Source organism: Spirochaetia bacterium 38H-sp, assembly GCA_039023545.1.
GTDB classification, from domain to species: domain Bacteria; phylum Spirochaetota; class Spirochaetia; order Winmispirales; family Winmispiraceae; genus Rarispira; species Rarispira pelagica.
This window is the reverse complement of the sequence record JBCHKQ010000002.1, coordinates 72,676-94,919: the sequence shown is the minus strand read 5'-3', so window position 1 is coordinate 94,919 and position 22,244 is coordinate 72,676. Positions and strand designations below refer to the sequence as shown.

The window sequence follows — 22,244 nt, the reverse complement described above, 5'->3', positions numbered from 1 at the left end:
ATAATCGGTTATAAAAAGCACAGACAGCAGTTTTTATTTTATACCGAACGCGTTTTGACGCTAAGCGTCAAAACGCTGCCTTCGGCATATGGATAATAGGACTAGAAAAATTTGCTTTGTATTCTGCCGCAGGCAGGCCGAGCCATGTACCTTTTATGGTTTACCCATGCGAGGCCGTTCGGTATAAAAATTGTATCTTCATACAATATCATACCAAAAGTATGATGTGTTATATCGTGTCTCTGTATACAATTTTAAATATTTTTAGCATTGCGGAGGCATGTGATATGAAAAAAAACAAATGTTTTTTGCGTCGTTTATTATTTTCTTGTGTCTGCTCGTTTCTGCGGATTAGCACAGATAAGGGAGGTTGAGCTATAGGAGATATTGAGGAAGAAAAGCTCTGTTCTTATCATAATTGCCAGGAAGTAAAACTGATAAAGGGATACTACGGGCTTAAATTAAAAGAGCTTATGAATATTCTTATTGCAATAAGCCAAGATGTATTGTTTATGTCACAGGCAGGCTTGCCAAGCCCATACTCTTTTTTTGCAAAATAGGGATAGTGAGCCCGTTCGATATGAGCTAGGAACTACATTGTGTTGGAGGTGGCGGGAATCGAACCCGCGTCCCGGAAAGCGGTCTATAAGCTTCTACAGGTTTAGGCTCTGGTTTTTGTTTTTAAGGAAGACTTGGGCCCGGAGCCTGCCGTCCTTCCCGAGTCCGGCTAAGATGTCCTGCATGCCGGCCGAACGCGACATACAGTAAGTCCTGGTTTCTGACAAGTAGCCTAATGCTCAGGACTGCGCATCAGGTACCCGTGGCTGTGTTATTTAAGCAGCCAATGCAAGTTCATCGTTGGCATTTATAGCCGTTGGCAGTTTTAGGAGTTACCGCTCCACCTGCAACTTATAAACGCAAACCTTCCCGGTCGAAACCTGTACACCCCCTCTTATTTCTATATTATAAAATGCACTAACTTGTCTTTATGGTCAATACTATATGTGTTTAATTGTTTTTTTTTTTTTTGTTGTTTATACTGCGTTTATGAAAAAAGCGATTTATCCTGGAACTTTTGATCCTCCTACATATGGTCATATCAATGTAATAGAGAGGATTGCATGTATCTTTGAAACCGTTACTATCCTTATTGCTGCCAATCCAAGCAAAAACAGGTTGTTTTCTAAACAGGAAAGGCATGATTTTATGTCAAGGCTAACAGAAAGATTTTCCAACGTAATTGTGGATACGTGGGACGGGCTTGTTGTGGATTATGCAAGGCAGAAGGATATTAGAGTGATTGTCAGAGGTGTAAGGGCTCTGGGAGATTTTAATCATGAGTTTGAGCTTGCTATGCTCAACAAGGGGCTTAATCCTGAGATAGAAACTCTTTTTATTCCTACAGATCCCAGATATTTTGTATTGCGTTCTTCTACCATAAAAGAGATTGTTTCTTTTGGTGGAGATGTTTCCAATCTTGTTCCTGATTTTATAGAACAGGAACTAAGGAAAAAGCTTTTATAGAGGTTTATTTCTTATGAGTATAATAATAAATTCTTTTGTAGGTCTTATTGGGATTGCAGGTCTGTACTGGGGAGGAGACTTTTTTATTAGTGGAGCTTCTTCTCTTGCAAAGAGGTTTAACATATCACCTCTTATAATAGGTCTCACGGTTGTTGCCATGGGGACTTCTGCTCCTGAGTTTTTTGTTAGCGGTATTGCAGCTTTAAGCGGTCATCCTACGCTTTCTCTTGGTAATGTCATAGGCAGCAATATTGCTAATATTCTGCTTATTCTGGGTATAGTTTCTATATTTCATATCATTTCGGGAAACAGACAGTTGATTGTGTTTGATTTTCCCTGGTTGTTTTTCTCGTATATTCTTCTCCTTATAGGCGTTATTATTTTTGCTTCTGCCAAAGCCTCTGTGCTAAATATATGGCTAGGTCTTCCTATGTTCTGCAGTCTTATCATATATCTTTATATCCTCTATAGAAAGGCAAAAAAAGAGGGGGAAGCTGTTTTGCAGGAGCGTTTGGAGATAGATGCAGTAGATGATACTTCCCAAAAGTCTATTCCTATAATTTTTGTATTAATTGTCTTTGGTTTCAGTATGCTTCTTGCAGGTTCTAATATGCTTATAAACAGTGCAATATGGTTTGCCAGAGAAGTATTTAACGTTTCTGAGCGTTTTATTTCTCTTACTGTTATTGCTTTTGGTACGAGTTTGCCGGAGCTTGTTACTTCTGTTGTTGCGGCTGCAAAAAAGGAAAGTGATATTTCCATAGGCAATATAGTTGGCAGTAATATTTTTAATACACTGGGGGTTGCAGGTTTTAGCGCCATTCTTGCGCCTCTTCCAGTTGTTTTTCCTGCATTCTGGATTGATTTTGCTGTTATGTTAGGGGCGTCTGTTTTATTGTTTTTATTTTTATTTTTATTTAAGCGTGTTTCTATAAAGGCAGGATTTTTGTTTATAATTTTGTATGTTTTGTATATTGCATACTTGTATAATACGAGAATTATATAATCGGCTATTGACCGATTGTTATTTCTATAGTATAACGAATAATAAAGAACTGCCGTGATACTTGACATTTTTATTGCCTTGGTATAGGTTTAGTGCTACATCATTTAAAGAGGGATGATATGGCAGTACCAAAGTATAAAACATCCAAGGCAAGGTCCAGAAGGAGACGCTCCATAAATATGAGAATAAATGGGGTTGTTCTTTCTGTATGCAGTAATTGCGGCAGTAAAGTAAAGCCTCATAGAGTATGTCCTAAGTGTGGCAACTATAGAGGCAAGCAGGTTCTTGAGCCAGAGGAGATGGCATAACTTACCATTTACCTAGAGGGGTACAAAAAATGGACGATCTTTTTGACAAACTTAAAAAGCTTATTGCCGAGAAGCTTGAGGTGGAAGAGGATAAGATTACAGAGAGTGCTTCTTTCCGTCAGGATCTTGGCGCTGACAGTCTTGATACCTATGAGCTTGTATATGCAATAGAAGAAGAGCTTGGTATCACAATTCCCGATGAGAAGGCTAACGAGTTTGAGACCGTTGGCGATGCTCTTGCTTTTATCAAATCAGAACTGGAGAAGAAATAAACATCAGTGTGGTTGCTTAAAGGACTTTTTGATAGTTCTGCTCCTTCAAAAATATCTGAGGATAGAAGAAAAGAATTACTTCTCTTTGAAAAACAAAATGGCATAAGGTTTAGAAGCTTGGAGCTTCTAAACCTGGCTTTTTCTCATCGTTCTTATGCTCACGAGCAGGTCGGTGTAGGGGATAATGAGAGATTGGAATTCCTTGGGGATTCTGTTTTGGGGCTTGCAGTAGCAGACTACCTGTATAATACCTTTCCTGATAAGGCAGAGGGAGAGCTTGCAAGGATAAAATCTTTTGTTGTAAGCGAGGATACTCTCTATGATGTTGCTTTAAAGATAAAGGTGGACAATTTTATTCTAATAAGCAAGGGAGAAGAGTTTTCCGGTGGAAGGTCTAAGAAGGCGCTTCTTGCTGATGCAACGGAAGCTATAATAGGGGCATATTATCTTGATGCTGGTTTTGAAGCAGCAAAAGATTTTGTTCTTAGATTAATTGTTCCAGAAATAGATAAGGTTGTTGAAAACAGGCATAAAAAGGATTATAAAACACTTCTTCAGGAATATGTACAGAAAAATTTTAAGACTTATCCCAAATACAGGTTAGTACAGAAAAAAGGTCCAGATCATAATCGCACTTTTGTAATAGAGGTTATGATCTTGGATAAATCTTATGGTCCTGGCAAAGGGAAAAATAAAAAAGAAGCCGAGCAGGATGCAGCTGCTATTGCCTACAAGGCTCTTGCGGGTTCCAATACTAATTAATTGTATTTTTTGTAATATTTTTTGGCTATCTCTATAAGTTTTTCTTTTGTATTAAGTTTTGGGTCATCGAGTACGGCTTCCATGAGGTATTTCAATATTTTTCCTATCCATGGGCCTGCGGGAATTTCTAATGTCTCCTGTAAGGTATTTCCGTTGATTTTTAGGTCTTTTATGGTGAGAGCGTTACTTTTGTTTAGTTCTGTGTTTATTCTGTATCGCAATGCTTCTATATCTGTAACTTTTGTTTTTGTTCCTGTTATTCCCCATCTATCCGCTTTTAGTAATTCTAGTAATTGGTCGAGGTTGTCTTTTCCTATTCTTGTTATGTGTCTGCGTATAGCTGCATCTGTCCAGTCTTCTGTGTATTTTATCATGTGATTTTGTATGAGATGCGTTACTTTTTCTATTGTGCTATTGGGGTATTTTAGTCTTTTTAGAATTTTTTTTGCAATTTTAGCGGATTCTTTATCATGATCATAAAAGGCAAGTCCTTTCCCGGGAATCTCTATTTTTGTTATAGGTTTGCCTATGTCGTGGAAGAGAGCTGCAAGTTTTATTATTATGTCTTTTTTTTCTACAAGGTCACAGCTTGCCAGAAGGTGATGGTATACGTCAAATCTATGTGCTTTCCCTTGCGATATGTTTTTGCATGTTAAGAGTTCTGGTATTATGTATTGGAGTATTTCTGTTTCTTCCATTAGTTTTATGCCTAGTGATGGGGAAGGGGAGAGAAGCACTTTTGTAAACTCTTCTCGTATTCTTTCCCATGAGATTTGTTGTATGTTTTTGCTGTGTCTTTTTATTGCTTTGTATGTTTCTTTTTCTATTGTAAATCCTAGTTGTGCTGCAAAGCGTATTGCTCTTAGTATTCTTAAGGCGTCCTCTTCAAATCTCTTGTCCGGTTGTCCTACTGTTTTTATGATCTTTTTTTTGATATCAGCATATCCTTGATACAGGTCATATATTTCTTCTGTTATAGGGTCCAGTGCTAATGCGTTGATTGTAAAGTCTCGTCGTGATAAATCTGTTTCAAGGGAACGTGTGTATCTTATTTTGTCGGGATGCCTTAGATCTGTGTATCCTTCTTCTTCTCTAAAGGTGGTTATCTCGTATTTATCTCTCTTTATAAGGATTGTTACGGTTCCGTGTTGTATTCCTGTGGGGATTACTTTTTTAAATATTTTTTTTATTTCTTCTGGTGTTGCCGAGCTTGCAAGATCATAGTCGTCCGGTTCTTTTCCCATTGCAATGTCTCTTACTGCTCCTCCGACTATGTAGCATTGATGCTTATTTTTTTTTAGTGTGTTTGCTATTTCTATTAGTGTTTCTGGTAGTTTTTTTATTTTAAATGGTGCTTTTTTATAATGGTGCATGGGCTCAGTATACTGCTGGAGGATTTATTGTCAATAAAAAAGGCTGCCTGCAAAGCGGGCAGCCGTTCGGTTTTGTTTTGTAACTTTACTGTAGGAGTTGGAGTACGCTCTGTGTTTTCTGGTTGGCCTGTGCAAGCATAGCGGTGGAGCTCTGGTTGAGTATCTGGTTCTTTACAAATTCTACCATTTCTCCGGCCATGTCTGTATCTCTTATTCTGGATTCTGCTGCCTGGAGGTTTTCTGCTCCTATTGAGAGGCTCTTTGATGCAAATTCCAATCTGTTTTGATATGCACCAAGATCTGCTCGCTGCTTGTTGACTTTTTTGAGTGCCTGGTCTATAAGGCCGATTGCTCTGTTTGCGTCTTCTGGTGTTGCAAGTGTAAAAAAGCTTGCAGTGTGCGGAAGTCCGTTGGTGCTCTGTATACCAAGGCCCTGAGCTGTCATGGTACCTATATAAACGCGCTCTCGCTGGTCCATGTTGGCGCCTATGTGGAACCACATGCTAGCTGTTACTACGTTTTCTCCTGTTTCTTTTGCAAAGCGCCCTGTAAGAAGGTTCATGCCGTTGAACTGAGCATGTGATGCTATTCTGTTTATCTCATCAACAAGCTGAGATACTTCTACCTGAATCTGCATCCTGTCTTCGTCAGAATAAATTCCGTTGGCTGCTTGCACTGCTAGTTCTCTTAGCCTTTGCAGTATGTCTGTGGTGTCCTGCAAATATCCTTCTGTTGTCTGAATGAAGGAGATGCCATCCTGTGCATTTCTTTCTGCCTGATTAAGACCTCTTATTTGAGAGCGCATTTTCTCTGATACGGCAAGTCCGGATGCATCGTCGGATGCTCTGTTGATACGCATGCCGGATGACAGCTTTTCCATGTTTTTGTCAAGGTTTATACCGTTGAACTTGTTCTGGCGATGCGCAAACATTGCACTCAGGTTGTGATTAATTATCATACTATCCTCCGTGATAGTTTATTATGGCCTTCCTTGGCCTTTGCCCGTACAGGGCTCTTTTATTGTCGGCTTGTTTTTACCGCTGTTTAATCAAATTACTTTTTTTGTACTTTTTTATGCCGATATTTTTGTTATGAGTACAGGTCTTATTTTTACGGGCGGTGATTTCCCTTCTTATGATGTTTTTTTAAGTGTTATGGCTATGGTAAATGCTGACAATTTTTTTATTGTGGCTGCTGATTCTGGATTGGAGATTTGTGATTCTTATGGTTTTGTTCCTGATGTTATTGTCGGTGATATGGATTCTCTTAGTGATGTCTCTTTGCTTGATAAATTTAGAACATGTGAAATATATAAGTATCCTCAAGACAAGGATTATACTGATACAGAACTTGCTATAAATATAATAAGAGAAAAGAATATCAAGAGTTTTTTTATTGTAGGTGGTGGAGGAGGGCGGGTAGATCAGCTGTTGGGTATATATTCTATTTTTTTTAGGGATTTTTTTCCGGATTTATGGATTACTGGAAAAGAAGCTGTTTTTTCTTTAAATAAGGGTAAATATTATTTTTCTTTTCCTGTTAAAAGCACAGTGTCTTTTTTCCCTGTTTGTATTCAAGAGACTTTGGCTTCTACAACAGGGTTTAAATGGCCTTTGGATGGTTTGAGATGGATTCCTGGAGATGTTGGAATAAGTAATGTGGTAGTAGAAACAAAACAGTCTGTTGATGTGTTATCAGGTCGATTATTATTGGTTTTAAATTTATTTAAAGTTTAGTTGCAGGAGTGTTTATGCCTACATTAGAAGAGCTGGCACACAGCCTTGCTCCAGAAGAAAGAAAAGATTTGTTGAAGAAAATAGAGAGTTCTCTCTTTGGAGTCAATGATGATAAAGGAGAGCCTATATATCCTAAAATTTTTTCTGAAGAACAGAGAGAGTTTGTCATTTTGCAAAAGATGAGAGAGCTTTCTATTTTTGAGAGAATAGTTTTGTGGTTTAGAAATTTGTTTACTGCTCGCTCCAAAGAAGAGGCTTTTTTACAACTCTATCTTTCTAAAAAAAGAAAAAAAATAAACAGGTTAGCTTTTGATATGTTCAATCTTAGGACATTTTCCATAAAGCCGGGGTTTCTGGAGTATTTGATTGCTCTTGATATTTCTTCCAGATTTTTATTGGACTTTTATAGAACTTTATGGGGGGACAAATCTTTTTTTGTAGAATTGATCCATGAAACGTTAAATACGATGATTCCTTCTTGTAAAAAAGAGCTTTTTGATTTTATCTCACGAGAGGAAATTTTTAATCTGTTTTTAGAGGGAAAATCGAGAGAGAACGTGAAGAAAATATTGCGGAAAAAGATAGAATCATATTTGGAATCTATTCCAAAAGAGATTTTTAGGGATATGGATTATAATCTTTTACCCTTGTTTGCAGCAAGAAATTTGGTTTTTTTTCCCTATGGTTTATTCTATAACTTATTTAATGTAAGTGATCCTGATACTGTATCTGATTTTTCGACTTTGAGAGAGGTTGGTTTTAGTAAGTGTGAGCACCTTCTAGAGCGTTTATATTATGCTGTTAGTGTTTTTAATAGGTTTATAAAGTATGATATTCCCGATGCAATTTTCAAATATTATTATTCATATATACAAAGTAAAAAAGAAAAAGATGAGAAGCAATTTTATGATGTGGATAGTCTAAAGTCAGCTTTTAAATCTCTACGAGAAGCTACAATCAATTTTTATAAGAAAATTCCTCTTTCTGATTTTTTTCAGGTTGTTCACAAAGATCCTTTTTATCGTTTCTATATTTATGTGCCTTCTATTGATGCTAAGAATTTTTATTCTTCGTCTCTTATATTACATATAATAGGAGAATATGATGATTCTGTGTTGGATATTATAAGGGATGTCATATCTTCTCTTAATTCTTCTTTGTTTCCTTTTGGAAAAGAAAGGATGGATAATTTAAATACTTTTGCCACAAGTAGATTAAAAACTCTTTTCCCTCACTCTTTTATGTATATAGAATCTTTCTCTGTGATTTTTACTGTCTTTAAAAGGTGGTATATTATGGAGTTAAGAGATTTTTTTGAGACTATGGCTAAGGCTATTCCTACTAGATTTAAAAATGTATTAACTGTGTTGAATTCTATAAATAAAGATATAGATGATTTTTTATCAGAAATGATTTCTTTTGAGCAGAGTTTTTCTCTTGATAATCCTGATGGTAGACTATTGTTTATATCTGAGGACAGAACTGCTGTATCAGATGTCCAAAGACATCTTATAGATCAAAAAGGTAAAGAAGCATATGAAATTGTTAATGCTGCAAGGGGTATAATATCCAAGTTTGGTGATTTTTTTGACAGATTGATAGATATACTACCTGATATAACAGATATTGCAGAAGAATACTATACATCTGATGAGCCGTTTCAAGAATATGTATATGGTTGGAGGAATAAAATTAAAAGTCTTGATTTGCTTTTGAATCTATTAAAAGATTCTGAACATGATTTATTTTTTAAGTAAATATGTGTTTCTCACTTATTGTATCCAGCAGTCTTTTATGACTTTCTCTGGGGGATTCTACTAGTATTCTACTGCCTCCTATGATTTCTTCTATGCCTATTTCATTTTTATATCTCGGGACAATATGTTGATGTATGTGTTCTATTGATGCACCTGCGCATAGTCCCATATTATAGCCAATATTATAGCCTGCCGGATGATAGGTCTCATCCAGCAGGTTTAAACAGGCTTTTGTTATTCTATTGATTTGCATAATTTCTGTTTCGCTAAATTTTCTAAAATCTTCTATGTGTCTTTTGGGAAATATTATTAAATGTCCCGGATTATAAGGATAAAGATTAAGAGATATAATAAAATACTCATTTTCCCATAAGACTAATTCTTCGCATTTATGGTCGTGTTTGGAGATATGGCATAATATGCATCCTGTTATGCTTTCTTTTTGGGTAAAATATTGCATCTTATTAAAAGAAAATAAGTAATTTCTGCACATATTATAGTCCTTCAAAAATACCCAATGGATCCGGATTAGCTGGGTTCAATTTAAAATATTCTAGTAATTCTGGATTTTCTTTTAGTACTCTGCCATATTTTTGAAGTCTTTCTATTATGATTTTATCTTTTTCTGATTTTAGACTTTCTTCTTTTGATAGTTCTAGTTTTATTTTTGATTGTTCATTGAGTATTTCTAAGTATATTTTTTTTGCTTGCATATAAATATCCATATCTGGTAGCTTGAGTTCTTCTATGATTATGTCTTTTATGGTTATGTCTGGTAAATTTTCTCTAATTAGAGAGAATATTTTTTCTTTAAAGCTACTTGGTGAGGATGTAGTGTTTGTTATGGATTTGTATATGCTACTGGATATCGTTTCTTCTATTTTTTTTTCTATATCAGAATACCATTCGTCTATGTTTTCCGGATATATGCCTTCTTTTGCTATTAGTAATATTTTGTCAGGGGTAAGCGAGTATTGGATTTTTAACTTTGCTAAATATGAAAAATTATATACAGATGGAAGGACGGAAGAATAAAGCTCACCGGAGGGTAATGTTCCAGATATTTCTATGCTGCTTTTTCTGTTTACAATTTTATATTTATATATTTTACAGTTAAAGGGGATGAGGTTTTGCCATATCCATGTTATTTTTGCAGGTTCTATTGTTTTTTCTATCCAGCCGGAAGTTTTTGAAAAAACTACAGCATATTGATTATCAGATAGTGAAAAAGAAATATTTCCAACCCAAAACAAAACTATCCCTATGATGAGAGCTAAGATAATTACTATCACCAGTTTTTTCATCACCCACCCCCTATATTTCTAAAATTTTTTATTATATAATCTGGCTTTATGTTTGATAATGACACTTCTGTTTCTCTCAATCTAAGAGAGCGTTTATCTCCTGCAAACAGGGCGGTTTTAAATCCTATTTGGCTTGCAGGGTATATATCGTTTTTTATATCGTTTCCAATATATAAGACATTTGACGGAGAGATGTTTTGATTTTGTAATTCTTTTTTTACTTTTAAAAATAAGTTTTTTGATGGTTTTGCCTCTTTTTCTTGGTAAGAATATATGATTAGGTCATGAGAAAAACCGAGTTCTTCTGGTAGTTTTCCCCAAAACAGATAAAAAAGAAGAGGTGTATAAAACTGTGCATTAGATATTATTCCCAAGAGTTTGTTATGCATTCTCAGTTTGTTTATAAATTCTATTGCTCCTGGCATAGGATAAACAGGATTAACAAGAATTTCGTATTTTACTGCTATAGCTGTGAGCAGTTCGTTGGTTATATTTTCTATATCTATTACTTTCTTATTTTTTAAATCTAGAATAAAATCTTTCCATACTTCAAGAATGTTTACTTCTGGATTAACAATTCCATCAGCTACTCTTTGGTTCTGATGTTTTTCTATTATATTATAAAATATAGAGGAATAATCTATTTTTTTATTTTTAACGGTTATATTAAAAAAAGAAAATACTTCGGAAAAAAAATGATTCTTGCTTTTACCCATGACAATACTAATATCTCCGCTTCCGGAAATAAATAGTGTGCCATAAATATCAAAAACGACAGCATCAAATTCCATTATATTAGGTAGCGATTCTTCAATTTCCGTAGGTATTGGCTTTATTTCTATTATATTATTGGAAATTAACTTGATTAGAGAGTCATAAAGCTCTTTACTATATTCATAACTCATACGATATTGATACTATATTAAATACGATTATGCAATAAATAAAAAAATGAATATAAAGAAAGAATATTTCAGTTTTTTTTTGTTAACTTTTTCCTTGTTGTCTTTTTATGCAGGTGTATGGTTTATATCCGGAGGGAATCAAACAATAGAAGTAAATACTCAGAGATTATTGTTATATGTTTTTTCTGTATCAATTATGGGATTGTTTTTGTTTTTAATATTTAATGTGGTTCTGTTTAGGAAAAGTAAACTTTTGATAATTTTAAATCTTTTCTGGGCTTCATTACTTTTTATCCTATTGTTATTTAGTTTTTTGCTATTTTATATAACTGGTTAGTTAACTGCTATGATATGTTTAAAAACTTATGATGAGATAAAAAAAATTAAGATAGCTTGTAACTACGTAGAAAAGATTTTAAGGGAGTTGAGAACTATTATTAGGCCGGGAATTTCAACAGGGGAAATTATCGAGACAGTTAATTATATATTGAATAAAACAAAATTATCTTCATCCCTTGTTATAGAAAAGATGTTCCCCTTACCACTTTCTATTTCTGTGAATGAAATTGCTGTACATGGAGGAATTGTTTCTCAAGTTTTGAAGGCTGAAGATATTTTAACGGTTGATATTGCTATATGTTATAAAGGATGGCATGGAGATGGTTCGTGGACATATTCTGTGGATGAAACCCATGAGGATAATATTAATTTGATACGGGCTGCCTGGCGTTGTACAATGGCTGGAGTTTCTGCGGCTATCCCTGGTGGATACATAAGAGATATTGGAGCAGCTATTGAAGATGAGGCTAGACAATGTGGTTGCAAGGTAATACCTGATTTTGCAGGCCATGGTATAGGTAAAAATATGCATGAGTCTCCAACTGTTTTCCATTATGGTATAAAGCGTACTGGGGAAAGAATTGTTCCTGGAATGGTTTTTACCATAGAGCCGGTTGTTACTTTTGGGGATATTGCAGTAGAAAGACATGATGATGGTTTTGCCTATATAATGAAAGATAGGAACAAAACAGCTCAGTTTGAGCATACCATAGCTATATTTGAAGATAGAGCAGAAATCCTGACACTAGGTAATAGGATATTTGATAAAAAATTGATTGGCTTATTTGATTAACTATATACTAAAATGCTCTAAAAGGATATATTCTTAAAAATATGAGTGAAGATGTTTTTTATAAAGACGGTTTAAAATTTCAATGTGTAAGATGTTCCCGATGTTGTAGATATGAACCGGGATATGTATTTTTATCAATGTCAGATATTCAGAATCTAGTAAAACACCTTAAAATCACACAAGAAGATTTTATCCATAAATTTTGCAGAGAAATAAATTTTTCTGGATTCAAGAGATTGTCTTTAAAAGAGAAAAGTAACTATGATTGTATATTCTGGGAGGATGGTGGCTGTGCTGTATACAAAGCTAGACCTCTGCAGTGTAGAACTTATCCTTTTTGGGAAGAGTACTTATTATCTCAGGAAAACTGGGATGACTTGGAAAAATCGTGTCCCGGTGTTAACCATGGAAGATTATATACTTATGATGAGATAGAAGCAATAAGAAAAAAACGATTGGGGGAACCTCCTTTAATACTTTGATTAGTTATGAAAAAGGAAATTAATATTAAGTGCTGGGGAGTTAGAGGCTCATTACCTATGCCTTTAACCGATATAGATGTTAAAAATAAAATTTCAGCAGTTGTATCTAGAATCACTTCAGATGATGTTAGAACAAAAGAGGATAAAGAGCTTTTTATTTCATCTCTTCCCGAATGGTTATATGGTACTTGGGGAGGCAATACTTCTTGCGTGGAAATAAAATTTCCTAATAATATTTCTCTTTTGTTTGATGCTGGTTCTGGAATAAGAAACTACAGTATTTGGCTTTCTCGACAAAAAGACAACCGTAAGTCTTTTCATGTGTTCTTTTCTCATTTTCACTGGGATCATATTATGGGGTTGCCTTTTTTCCAGCAGTTATACTCAAAAGATGTTGAGGCTTTTTTTTATTCACCAGTTAGAAAATTAAAAGAATATCTTTATAATCAAATGTTAAGTCCGTACTTCCCTGTAACTATGGATGCTATGGCTTGTCGTAAAAATTTTGTTGTTCTGAATGAAGAAAGCCCATATAAAATTAAAGATATATTTGTTACTCCTATACCTGTAGAACATCCGGGAGGTTGTTATGCTTATAAAGTGGAATATAAAAATAAGAAAATAATGTATGCAACAGATGTGGAGTTGGAAGATGATTATTTTATAGATAATCCTAGAAATAAAAAATTTTTTTATGAACTTGATTTTTTAATAATTGATAGTCAATATACTTTGGGAGAATCCATAGAAAAATACAAATGGGGCCATTCTTCTTTCAGTCTTGTTGTTGATTTTGCCATCAAATGGAATATTAAGAAGGTTCTTATGTTTCATCATGAACCTTTATATGATGATAAATTGCTTTTCCAAAACCTTCAAGCTGCACGAGAATATGCTAGACATCAAGGAAATGAACTTTTAGAAATAGAATTGGCAAAAGAGGATAAGACTTATTGTGTTGGACTTGACTGATAAAGAAAAACTTGGATTATATTTATTACTATCTTATCAAGAAGAAAAACTTGATGATACCATGCAAAGATTAAAGCAAAAATTGGAAAATTGGCTTTATGAAAAGGTGGATATTTTTCAGATGAATGAATTGGATAAATTGTATATGAATTTAAAAGAGGGGGATAATATATGAAGGGTAAAATTTTAATTCTTCTTATACTGGGTTGTGTAATTTTATCTGCTTATGGACAGGAAATGAATTATATTGGGGAAGAATTTTATCAATATTCTTCTTCTGCTTTATTGGGAACATCTTCTACATTTGCGTCAGATGTAGTTCCCGATGTATCCAATATAAATCCAGCCAGTACTGCAAGCGAACAGAGAACATCATTGAGTTTATATTATACTGGTGGTTTTTCTCCTTCAGGATATGGGTTAAATGGTTTTTCCTCAGGCGCTTCATTTCCTTCTAGATTTGCTGTTTTTTCTATATATTTATCATATATAGGATCAGGCTTGGATGAGATTGATTTGGGCTCAACTTTTAGCTTAAGTTTTTCCGCATCTAAAGAAATTTTTGATGATTTGAATTTTGGCGTATCTGTAAAAACTATTATGGGTACTGCCGATGTGTATGACTTTGGACTGCTTTCTGATATAGGGTTTTTATGGTTTCTGAGAGACAATGATATTTTCAAAAAAAGCCGTGTAGGATTTGTAGTTTCTGGTATTGGAAAAGGATATCAACCTATAAATAACGGAGAATCCATCCCTCCGCTGTATACTCCTGTTCTAACATTTGATTCGTTTATAATAGAAAATAATATAATTTCACTAAAATGGGCTAATTCTCTAAGTTTTCCTTTTTTCCAAAATGCTGTTTTGAAGAGTGGTGTGGGAATAGGGATATCGGATATTTTTAGATTTGATACTGGTTATACTCTTAATTTAAGAGAGCTGTTGGATGCTAGTGCATCTGTAAAGCATATCCTTCCTTCTGTAGGAATTAGCTTTTCTTTTCCTATTGATTTTAAACAAGAGAAAGGGCTTCTTGCAGATTATGGATGGAATAAGAGCGAAATAAGCCCACGTTTTTCTTTATTACCATTAAGCAATGATGTTTGGATATTTTCAACCGGTTTTAATCTGCCTTTGGGGGTTATCGATTCAGATTCCCCAGAAGTAACTGTAGAATTAGATGATATTACTTATATTTCTCCTAATAATGATGGTATAAATGATTATCTTGAGTTCCCGTTTGGAATAAAAGATCAACGATATGTAATAAATTATTCTCTAAAAATAGAGAATGAAAATGGCAAAATAATCAGAACAATAGAAAATAAAGAAGAAAGACCGCAAGATAAAAATTTAAAAACTTTCTTTCAACAACTATTAAAGCCAAAAGAAGGAGTTCCTATTCCTGATAAATTGAGATGGGATGGAATTACTGACAATGGCGACATTGCGGAGGATGGTAAATATTATGTATATGTTACTGCCTCTGATGATAATGGTAATATTACTATCACAGATAAGAAATTAATAATTCTTGATAAGACTTTTCCGGAGATTTCTATAAGTGTAGAGTCCGAGGATGCAAAGATATTTTCTCCCAACAATGATGGTCTAAAAGATACTATAAAGATACTACAAAAAGGGTCTGAAGAAGAACTATGGATAGGTAAAATAATAGATCAAAATGGAAATATTAAAAAGGAATTTTTCTGGCGTGACGCTAGTCCATCAGATGTTGAATGGGATGGCAGAGATAATAATGGTGTTCTTTGTACGGATGGTATATATACTTATACTATGTCTTCAACAGACAAAGCCGGTAATTCTATAACAAAGGAAATTGATAATATTATTATAAGTACGGAACCGACACCTGTGGGAATAACTGTAAATTCCAAATATTTTTCTCCCAACGGTGATGGGATATCCGATAATTTGAAATTTGATTTGGACGTGCCAGTTATAAAAGGAATTGTAAACTGGAAACTAGAAATTTTTACAGATGATAATCAGTTAAAGTATAAAAAAGAAGATAAGTCTATACCTCCATCCTCTATTATCTTTGACGGAAAGGATATCAATGGCAATCTTATGCCAGAAGGAGGTTATGTTGCCAAATTGACAGTAAGATACCAAAACGGTAACTCTCCTACTGCCTCTACTTCTGTTTTTTATCTTGATATTACTCCACCAAGTGTGAGTGTCAATATTCCTGATCCCATTTTTTCACCAAATTCCGATGGAAGAAAGGATGAGCTTATAATAAGACACAGTAATTCATCGAGAGAGGATAGGTGGATTGGAGAAATATTTACGGATAAAGATCAAAAGGTCAGGACTTTTGTATGGAATAATTTCCCACCTGGTGAACTTCAATGGAATGGTATAACCGATGGTACCGGTCTTGCTTTGGATGGAAGATATTATTATATTGTAAAATCTACAGACGGAGCAGGAAATTCGTTTACAAGTGAACCTGTATTCTTTTCTCTTTCTACAGAAAAAACCCCTGTACTTTTGTCTGTAAATTACGATACATTTTCGCCAAATTCCGATGGAAACAAGGATACCATTTCTTTTTATCCCCAACTAAAAACACAGCAAATGGTTGATAAGTATGAACTTATTATTAGAGATATTGAGGGGATAAATGTTAAGGCTTTTGCTGGTAATAAAATAGTTCCTGGACAAATAATATGGGATGGCAAGGATAACAATGGAAATGTAGTGGAAGAGGGAAAATATTTTGCCCAACTTAATGTATATTATTCCAATGGTAATATTGAGAATGCAAAAGTTGACAATATTGTTGTTGATATTACTCCTCCTGTTGTAGATCTAAAGGTAGAAAACAAAATTTTCTCTCCCAATAATGATGGTAAAAAAGATTATTGTATTTTTAACCAATCTTCCAATGAAAATGCTACTTGGAAAGCGTTTATTATATCAAAAGAAAATAATAATAAAATTATTGAAAAAGAATGGACAGGAAAGTTAGAATCTTTCTCATGGTCAGGTAAGGATTCTGCTGATAATGTTATTCAATATGCAAAATTTTATTATTTGCTTGAAGGACAGGACAAGGCAGGAAATAAAACCAGTATCAAGGTAGATAATATTGTTGTTGATATTCGTCCCATAAAGGTATTTGTTACTGTTAAAGAAAAAGCTTTTTCTCCTAATTCCGATGGTGTTTTGGATACTCAGACAATTACTATATATACAGAACCTGCTGATGCCGTAGAATCATGGAGCTTGGAATTAATAAATAATGGAGTTATAGAAAAAACATATACTGGAAAAACTCAAGAATCAGTAATGAAAATAACATGGAATGGGTTGAACTCTAACGGAAAAATATCAGACGGTATATATACTGCCAGATATACTGTTGTTTTTTCTAGAGGAGAAACTATACAGGAAAATTCAAAAACATTTATAGTGGATACTACTGCTCCGGAATTAGAGATAAATGTCTCTCCTGTGCCATTTTCTCCTGATAATGATGGGATAGATGATGAAGTGTTTTTTACTATTAGTACTTCTGATTTATCCGGAATTGTATCTTGGGATATAGCCATACAAGATCCATACGGTAATCCGTTTACCAACTTCTCGGGAAAAGGAACTCCTGCTCCTCAAATAATATGGGATGGACGCTCTAAGACAGGAGAACTTGTCTCTTCTGCAGAAGATTATAATTTGATTTTCTCTGCTTTAGATGCTGTTGGGAACACTTCTGTTGTAAAAACAATAGTTCCGGTAGACGTGTTAGTCATAAGGGAAGGTAATAGACTGAAAATAAAAATATCAAGTATCTATTTTGAACCCAATAGTTCTGTACTTGTTATGGATGACTCAGAAGAAGGAATGAAAAATAAAAAAATAATTGAGAAACTTGTTAAGATATTTAATAAATATGGAAATTATAAAATAAAAATAGAAGGGCATGCAGTTAATATCTCCGGTACAGAACGGGAAGAGGTAGAGGAACTTATACCATTATCTTTAAAGAGAGCAGACTCTGTAAAAAATGCTCTTGTTAGCATGGGGTTAAATGAGCAAAGGATAACTATTGCTGGCATAGGAGGTAAGGAACCTCTTGTACCTCATACTGATATTAAAAACAGGTGGAAAAATAGACGTGTTGAGTTTATTTTGATAAAAGAATAGGTTGTATGAATAGAATAAAATTTTTTATTGCTATTATTATATTTTTTGTTATAGCCATATCCTTGCTAATGGGATATGGCTATTATTTAAACTTGCCGGTACAATCTCAAAATAACAACCATATACTGGTGATAGTTAATTCTGGTGATTCTGCATTTAAAGTGTCTCAAAAATTATATGAAAATAATTTAATCAGAAGCCCTTTACTTTTTAGAATCCTTACAAAGATAAACAACTCTGCCTCTTTATTAAAACAAGGGGGCTATCTATTATCCCCGGCAATGAGTACGTATGAAATATACAAGATTATTTTGAAAGGCGAGAATGCGATTGTAAAAGTTACCATCCCAGAAGGATGGACTAGTACACGGATAGCAGAATTGCTTGATAAAAAAAGATTGATTGATTCTGAAAGATTTTTATCTCTGATCACTAATAAGAAATTTATAAAAAGCTTGGGCTTAAGTTCTGATAGTTTAGAAGGTTATCTATTCCCTGATACTTATTTTTTTTCATATGGACAATCAGGAGAAGAGATAATCACAAAAATAATAGATAATTTTTTTAAAAAGGTTGGGACTTTAATATCTCATGAAGATATTATGTCCAAGGATTTTTATGAAAAATTAATTCTCGCTTCTATAGTAGAGAGAGAATATCGACTTCCCGAGGAGGCTCCGCTTATAGCTTCTGTTTTTTTTAATAGATTAGAAAGGAGAATACCTTTAGAATCATGTGCCACAATTGACTATGTACTTACAGAAGAAAGAGGTGAAAAAAACAAATTGGAATTAACATATGATGATCTAAAAGTTGAATCTCCTTTTAACACTTATAAGTATTATGGACTCCCGCCGGCCCCTATTTCTAATCCTGGTTTGATAGCTATAAAAGCTGTTTTATATCCGCCAAAAACAGATTTTCTGTATTTTGTCTTGAAAGATCCTGCAAAAGGTAAACATTATTTTTCAAAAACATTTGAGGAACATGTTAGAGCAAAATTTCTATATCTAAAACCTTATAAAAATTGAAATGGGTGTTTCAAAAGAAATTATAAATCAGATAAAAGATAGAATAGATATTGTTGAGATAGTAGGTGAGTATACTCAACTTTCTCAGAAAGGCAGAAGATATTTCGGCATATGTCCTTTTCATTCTGATACAGATCCTTCGTTTTCTGTAGACAGAGAAAATGGCTTGTTCTATTGTTTTGGTTGCCATAAAGGAGGAGATGTGTTTGCATTTTTAATGGAAGCCGAAAGAATATCTTTTAATGAGGCGCTTACTATTTTGGCCGAAAAGGCCTCCATACAAATTAGAAATGTATCTGATGCTTATGAAAGGAATATTGAAAAATCTTTAGAAGATTTTAATACCAGAACTGCTAAGCTTTTCAATTATTTTCTGATTAATGGTATATCTGGAGCAGAAAAAGCTTTAGAATATTATCAGTCCAGAAACCTTACTACAGATATGATAAATAAATTCATGTTAGGTTATTGTCCTTCTAAAAAAGGGTGGTTATTTAATTTCTTGTTAAAAAAGGGGTTTCAAAAAGATTTTTTAAAAAAATGTGGATTGTTTTCTTCAAAAGCACCAGATTATTGTCTGTTTTCAGATAGATTGGTTTTCCCCATTTTTAACACTAGAGGCATTGTTATAGGTTTTGGAGGAAGAAGATTATCTGATAATAGCAAATTCCCAAAGTATATTAATTCTCCAGAAACTGGGATTTTTAAGAAAAAAAATAGTTTATATGGATTATATCAATCTATAGATGAAATAAAAAAAACAAATTCTGTTGTTATTGTTGAAGGATATTTTGATGTTATAGCATTACATCAGGCCAATGTTAAAAATGTTGTTGCTCCTCTCGGTACAGCTTTTACAATAGAACAGGCCAATATATTAAAAAGATATGCTTCTGATTTTTTCTTTTTGTTTGATTCTGATTCTGCAGGGTTAGAAGCTACGTATAAGGCTGGTATTATTGCTGAGAAAATAGGCGTTAATCCATATTGTATATCTCTTCCTTTGGGAGAAGATCCAGCATCCGTACTTGAAAAAAAAGGAGGGGATAGCTTATACTCATGTGTTATAGAACATTTTGAAAAAAAAATAGATGTTTTTAAATACATCTTGGAAAAATACAGTAAAAATACTATATTATCTATTCGAGATACTAAAGAGGCTGTTATAAAGAAGATGTTTGGGTATATAAGCAGTATAAAATCATCCGTACGCCGAGAAGAATTTTTTGAGCTCCTGTCCAATGTTATAAAAATTCCCATTACTGTTTTAAAAGATGATTTTTATAAAAATTTTATTAATAATGATATAAAATCTTTTTCTTCGATTAATTCGTATTTGAAATTTAAAAATTCGAAAGAAAAAGATGAAATGTTTATGATGAGAGCACTTTGTTCTCATCCTGTTTATTTTAAAGAAATTAGAAAGTTTATTAATATAGACGATCTTGTATCGGATTGGGGAAGACGGTTGTTTATATTGTTTGAAGAATCATATCGTACAGGGGATATGAAGATGGAGCAGATTATAGATGCTATAGAGGATTCCGATATGAAGAATTTTATTCTGGACTCTATCTTTTCAGAAGAATTTGATACTAATACAAAAAAAATAATTATGGATACCGCTAAAAAAATAAAAATTAATTCTTTACAGGAGAGTATAGCTGAGCTTACGCAAAAGCTAAATATGGAAAAGGATGATGAAAATTTGAAAAAGCTCTTAGAGGAACAAATGCACTTGCAAGAAGAATTGAGAAAACTAAGAGGTAAAAGTGATGGCAGATAATATAATGAGAATAGAAGAACACCCTTCTATAAAAAAACTTTTGGATTATGCATCAAAGAAGGGGTCTTTGACCTATGATGATGTAACAGAATTGTTACCGGAAGAGCTCTTGGATGGAGAAAAGTTGGATGAGGTATTAGCATTTTTTGAAAATAAAAATATTGTATTATCCGATAATGATGATTCTCAAGAAAAAAAGAAAAGTAAAGTTTTTTTAACAGAAAAAGATACTTCTTCTGATGATCCTATCAGACTTTATCTAAGAGAAATAGGAAAGGAAAATCTTTTATCTGCAGAAGAAGAGGTTGTATTATCTAAACAAATGGAAGAAGGTGAAAATATTGTCAAGAGTTTGATACAAAAGTCTGGGATTCTGTTATCTCTTTTTTTCCAAATAGCTCAAAAAATATTTTCCAAAAAAGATCCCGAGGATATGGGATTATCAAAAGAAGAACTCCAAGAGTTTATATCTGAAAAAAAACGTTTACAACAAGCTTATAGAGAACCACTAAAAAAAATAATATCACAGTTAAAGCAATATCATGAAGAAAAAAAGAAACTGATTCAACGTGGAGAAAATATACTACAGGATCAAAAACTAAAAGAAAAAAGGCAAAGGCTTCTTGATTTTCTTAAAGATATAGAATTGGAACAAGAAGAGGTGCAATTCCTTCAAGATAAGTTTTTGGATACTGCAAAAAAAGTAAGAGAATTTCAGGATGAACAAATAAAGATAGAAAGAAGACTGGGGGTATCAAGCCCCAGGGAGCTTAGATTGCTCGGTCGGGGGCTTGCTTCTTCTGCTGAAAGGGAAAACATAGAAGAAACTTTGAGTATGAGTGCAGAAGAGATAAAAGAGGCAATAAGAAGGTTTCAGACTACAGAAAAAAAGTTAAGGTCATTTGAAATAGAATTTGAAGCTTCTATCGACGAGATCCTAAGTTTAAGCAAAGAGATAAGTTATGGAAAAGAATTGATGAAAACAGCAAAGGATAAACTTATTCAAGCTAATCTCCGTCTTGTTGTCAGTATCGCTAAAAAATATACAAATAGAGGATTGCATTTCTTTGATCTTGTTCAGGAGGGTAATATAGGACTAATCAAAGCTGTTGAAAAATTTGAATATCGAAAAGGTTATAAATTCTCAACTTATGCCACATGGTGGATAAGACAGGCTATTACAAGATCTATTTCTGATCAGGCTAGAACTATTAGAGTTCCTGTTCATATGATAGAACAGATAAATAAAGTGCAAAGGGAAGCAAGGCAACTTATGCAGGTTCTAGGTCGAGAGCCTACCGATGAGGAAATTGCAGAGAGGTTGGGCTGGCCATTGAGCAGAGTTAAATCTGTGAAAAATGTTTCCAGAGAGCCTATTTCTCTTGAAAGTCCCATTGGAGAAGAGGAAGATTCTAGTGTGGGAGATTTTATTGAGGATAAGACTGCAATTAACCCTTCAAATCAAACTGCTTATGCGCTTCTACAAAGACAACTAAAAGAAGTTCTTTCTTCTCTTCCAGAAAGAGAGCAAGAAGTTTTAAAAATGCGTTTTGGTCTTGAAGATGGATATTCATTGACTTTGGAAGAAGTGGGATTGTACTTTAATGTAACTAGAGAAAGAATAAGACAAATAGAAGCCAAAGCTTTAAGAAGGCTAAGACATCCTAAAAGAAGTAGAAGATTAAAAGATTATCTTGAAGAATAATAGAAGGAGAAAA

The 22,244-nt window shown here is 33.7% G+C and carries 20 protein-coding genes and 1 other RNA gene; 15 read left to right on the top strand and 6 right to left on the bottom strand.

Going from position 1 to position 22,244, the window contains the following annotated elements; translation table 11 throughout:
* Window positions 1–600: 600 nt before the first annotated feature.
* Window positions 601–950, bottom strand: a transfer-messenger RNA (tmRNA) gene (gene ssrA / locus WKV44_04320).
* A gap of 97 nt (window positions 951–1,047) precedes the next feature.
* On the opposite strand from ssrA, the gene coaD reads away from it, so the two are divergent.
* The 5 genes from coaD (at window position 1,048) to rnc (ending at window position 3,872) form a co-directional block, all read left to right on the top strand.
* Complete coding sequence (gene coaD / locus WKV44_04315; protein ID MEM5947763.1) at window positions 1,048–1,524, top strand: pantetheine-phosphate adenylyltransferase; 477 nt, start codon at window positions 1,048–1,050, stop codon at window positions 1,522–1,524.
* Between the two features lie 13 nt (window positions 1,525–1,537).
* Window positions 1,538–2,530, top strand: a complete 993-nt coding sequence (locus WKV44_04310) for a calcium/sodium antiporter (protein MEM5947762.1) — start codon at window positions 1,538–1,540, stop codon at window positions 2,528–2,530.
* A 119-nt stretch (window positions 2,531–2,649) separates the two neighbouring features.
* Window positions 2,650–2,838 (top strand): 50S ribosomal protein L32, encoded by a 189-nt coding sequence (rpmF, locus tag WKV44_04305; GenBank protein MEM5947761.1) that lies wholly within the window; start codon window positions 2,650–2,652, stop codon window positions 2,836–2,838.
* A 29-nt stretch (window positions 2,839–2,867) separates the two neighbouring features.
* Window positions 2,868–3,110 carry an acyl carrier protein gene (gene acpP / locus WKV44_04300; protein MEM5947760.1) on the top strand — a complete coding sequence of 81 codons (243 nt, stop codon included), beginning with the start codon at window positions 2,868–2,870 and terminating at the stop codon, window positions 3,108–3,110.
* Window positions 3,111–3,116: 6 nt separating this feature from the next.
* Window positions 3,117–3,872, top strand: coding sequence for a ribonuclease III (rnc, locus tag WKV44_04295; GenBank protein ID MEM5947759.1), 756 nt, complete (start codon window positions 3,117–3,119; stop codon window positions 3,870–3,872).
* On the opposite strand, the gene WKV44_04290 is transcribed toward rnc, so the two are convergent.
* Window positions 3,869–5,245 (bottom strand): CCA tRNA nucleotidyltransferase, encoded by a 1,377-nt coding sequence (locus WKV44_04290; protein ID MEM5947758.1) that lies wholly within the window; start codon window positions 5,243–5,245, stop codon window positions 3,869–3,871. The genes rnc and WKV44_04290 overlap by 4 nt on opposite strands.
* Window positions 5,246–5,330: 85 nt before the next feature.
* Window positions 5,331–6,203, bottom strand: coding sequence for a flagellin (locus WKV44_04285; protein MEM5947757.1), 873 nt, complete (start codon window positions 6,201–6,203; stop codon window positions 5,331–5,333).
* A gap of 133 nt (window positions 6,204–6,336) precedes the next feature.
* Between WKV44_04285 and WKV44_04280 the strand changes: the two genes are divergently transcribed.
* On the top strand, window positions 6,337–6,981 hold the full coding sequence (locus WKV44_04280) for a thiamine diphosphokinase (GenBank protein MEM5947756.1): 645 nt from the start codon (window positions 6,337–6,339) through the stop codon (window positions 6,979–6,981).
* A gap of 14 nt (window positions 6,982–6,995) precedes the next feature.
* Window positions 6,996–8,738: a DUF5312 family protein gene (locus WKV44_04275; protein MEM5947755.1), complete on the top strand. Its 1,743-nt coding sequence runs from the start codon at window positions 6,996–6,998 to the stop codon at window positions 8,736–8,738.
* Here the strand turns inward: WKV44_04275 and WKV44_04270 are convergent.
* Genes WKV44_04270 through WKV44_04260 form a run of 3 tightly spaced genes read right to left on the bottom strand, consistent with a single transcriptional unit; the run spans window position 8,731 to window position 10,947 of the window.
* Window positions 8,731–9,231, bottom strand: coding sequence for an HIT domain-containing protein (locus tag WKV44_04270; GenBank protein MEM5947754.1), 501 nt, complete (start codon window positions 9,229–9,231; stop codon window positions 8,731–8,733). The genes WKV44_04275 and WKV44_04270 overlap by 8 nt on opposite strands.
* Window position 9,232: 1 nt before the next feature.
* Window positions 9,233–10,042, bottom strand: coding sequence for a hypothetical protein (locus WKV44_04265; GenBank protein ID MEM5947753.1), 810 nt, complete (start codon window positions 10,040–10,042; stop codon window positions 9,233–9,235).
* On the bottom strand, window positions 10,042–10,947 hold the full coding sequence (locus WKV44_04260) for an HAD family hydrolase (protein ID MEM5947752.1): 906 nt from the start codon (window positions 10,945–10,947) through the stop codon (window positions 10,042–10,044). The genes WKV44_04265 and WKV44_04260 overlap by 1 nt, the downstream gene beginning before the upstream one ends.
* Before the next feature lie 346 nt (window positions 10,948–11,293).
* Between WKV44_04260 and map the strand changes: the two genes are divergently transcribed.
* From map to rpoD, 8 genes are read left to right on the top strand one after another with little or no spacing between them, the layout of a single operon-like run.
* Window positions 11,294–12,079 (top strand): type I methionyl aminopeptidase, encoded by a 786-nt coding sequence (gene map / locus WKV44_04255; GenBank protein ID MEM5947751.1) that lies wholly within the window; start codon window positions 11,294–11,296, stop codon window positions 12,077–12,079.
* 41 nt (window positions 12,080–12,120) lie between these two features.
* The gene (locus WKV44_04250; protein MEM5947750.1) at window positions 12,121–12,561 is read left to right on the top strand and encodes a YkgJ family cysteine cluster protein; all 441 of its coding nucleotides are present in this window, start codon (window positions 12,121–12,123) and stop codon (window positions 12,559–12,561) included.
* Between the two features lie 6 nt (window positions 12,562–12,567).
* A complete protein-coding gene (locus tag WKV44_04245; GenBank protein ID MEM5947749.1) occupies window positions 12,568–13,533 on the top strand; it encodes an MBL fold metallo-hydrolase in 966 nt (321 codons plus the stop codon).
* Window positions 13,526–13,708 (top strand): hypothetical protein, encoded by a 183-nt coding sequence (locus tag WKV44_04240; protein ID MEM5947748.1) that lies wholly within the window; start codon window positions 13,526–13,528, stop codon window positions 13,706–13,708. The genes WKV44_04245 and WKV44_04240 overlap by 8 nt, the downstream gene beginning before the upstream one ends.
* Window positions 13,705–17,709 (top strand): OmpA family protein, encoded by a 4,005-nt coding sequence (locus WKV44_04235; protein ID MEM5947747.1) that lies wholly within the window; start codon window positions 13,705–13,707, stop codon window positions 17,707–17,709. Before WKV44_04240 ends, WKV44_04235 begins: the two co-directional genes overlap by 4 nt.
* A gap of 5 nt (window positions 17,710–17,714) precedes the next feature.
* Window positions 17,715–18,740, top strand: a complete 1,026-nt coding sequence (gene mltG, locus WKV44_04230) for an endolytic transglycosylase MltG (GenBank protein ID MEM5947746.1) — start codon at window positions 17,715–17,717, stop codon at window positions 18,738–18,740.
* A 1-nt stretch (window position 18,741) separates the two neighbouring features.
* The gene (gene dnaG / locus WKV44_04225; GenBank protein ID MEM5947745.1) at window positions 18,742–20,526 is read left to right on the top strand and encodes a DNA primase; all 1,785 of its coding nucleotides are present in this window, start codon (window positions 18,742–18,744) and stop codon (window positions 20,524–20,526) included.
* Window positions 20,516–22,231, top strand: a complete 1,716-nt coding sequence (gene rpoD, locus WKV44_04220; GenBank protein MEM5947744.1) for an RNA polymerase sigma factor RpoD — start codon at window positions 20,516–20,518, stop codon at window positions 22,229–22,231. Before dnaG ends, rpoD begins: the two co-directional genes overlap by 11 nt.
* Window positions 22,232–22,244 lie beyond the last annotated feature (13 nt).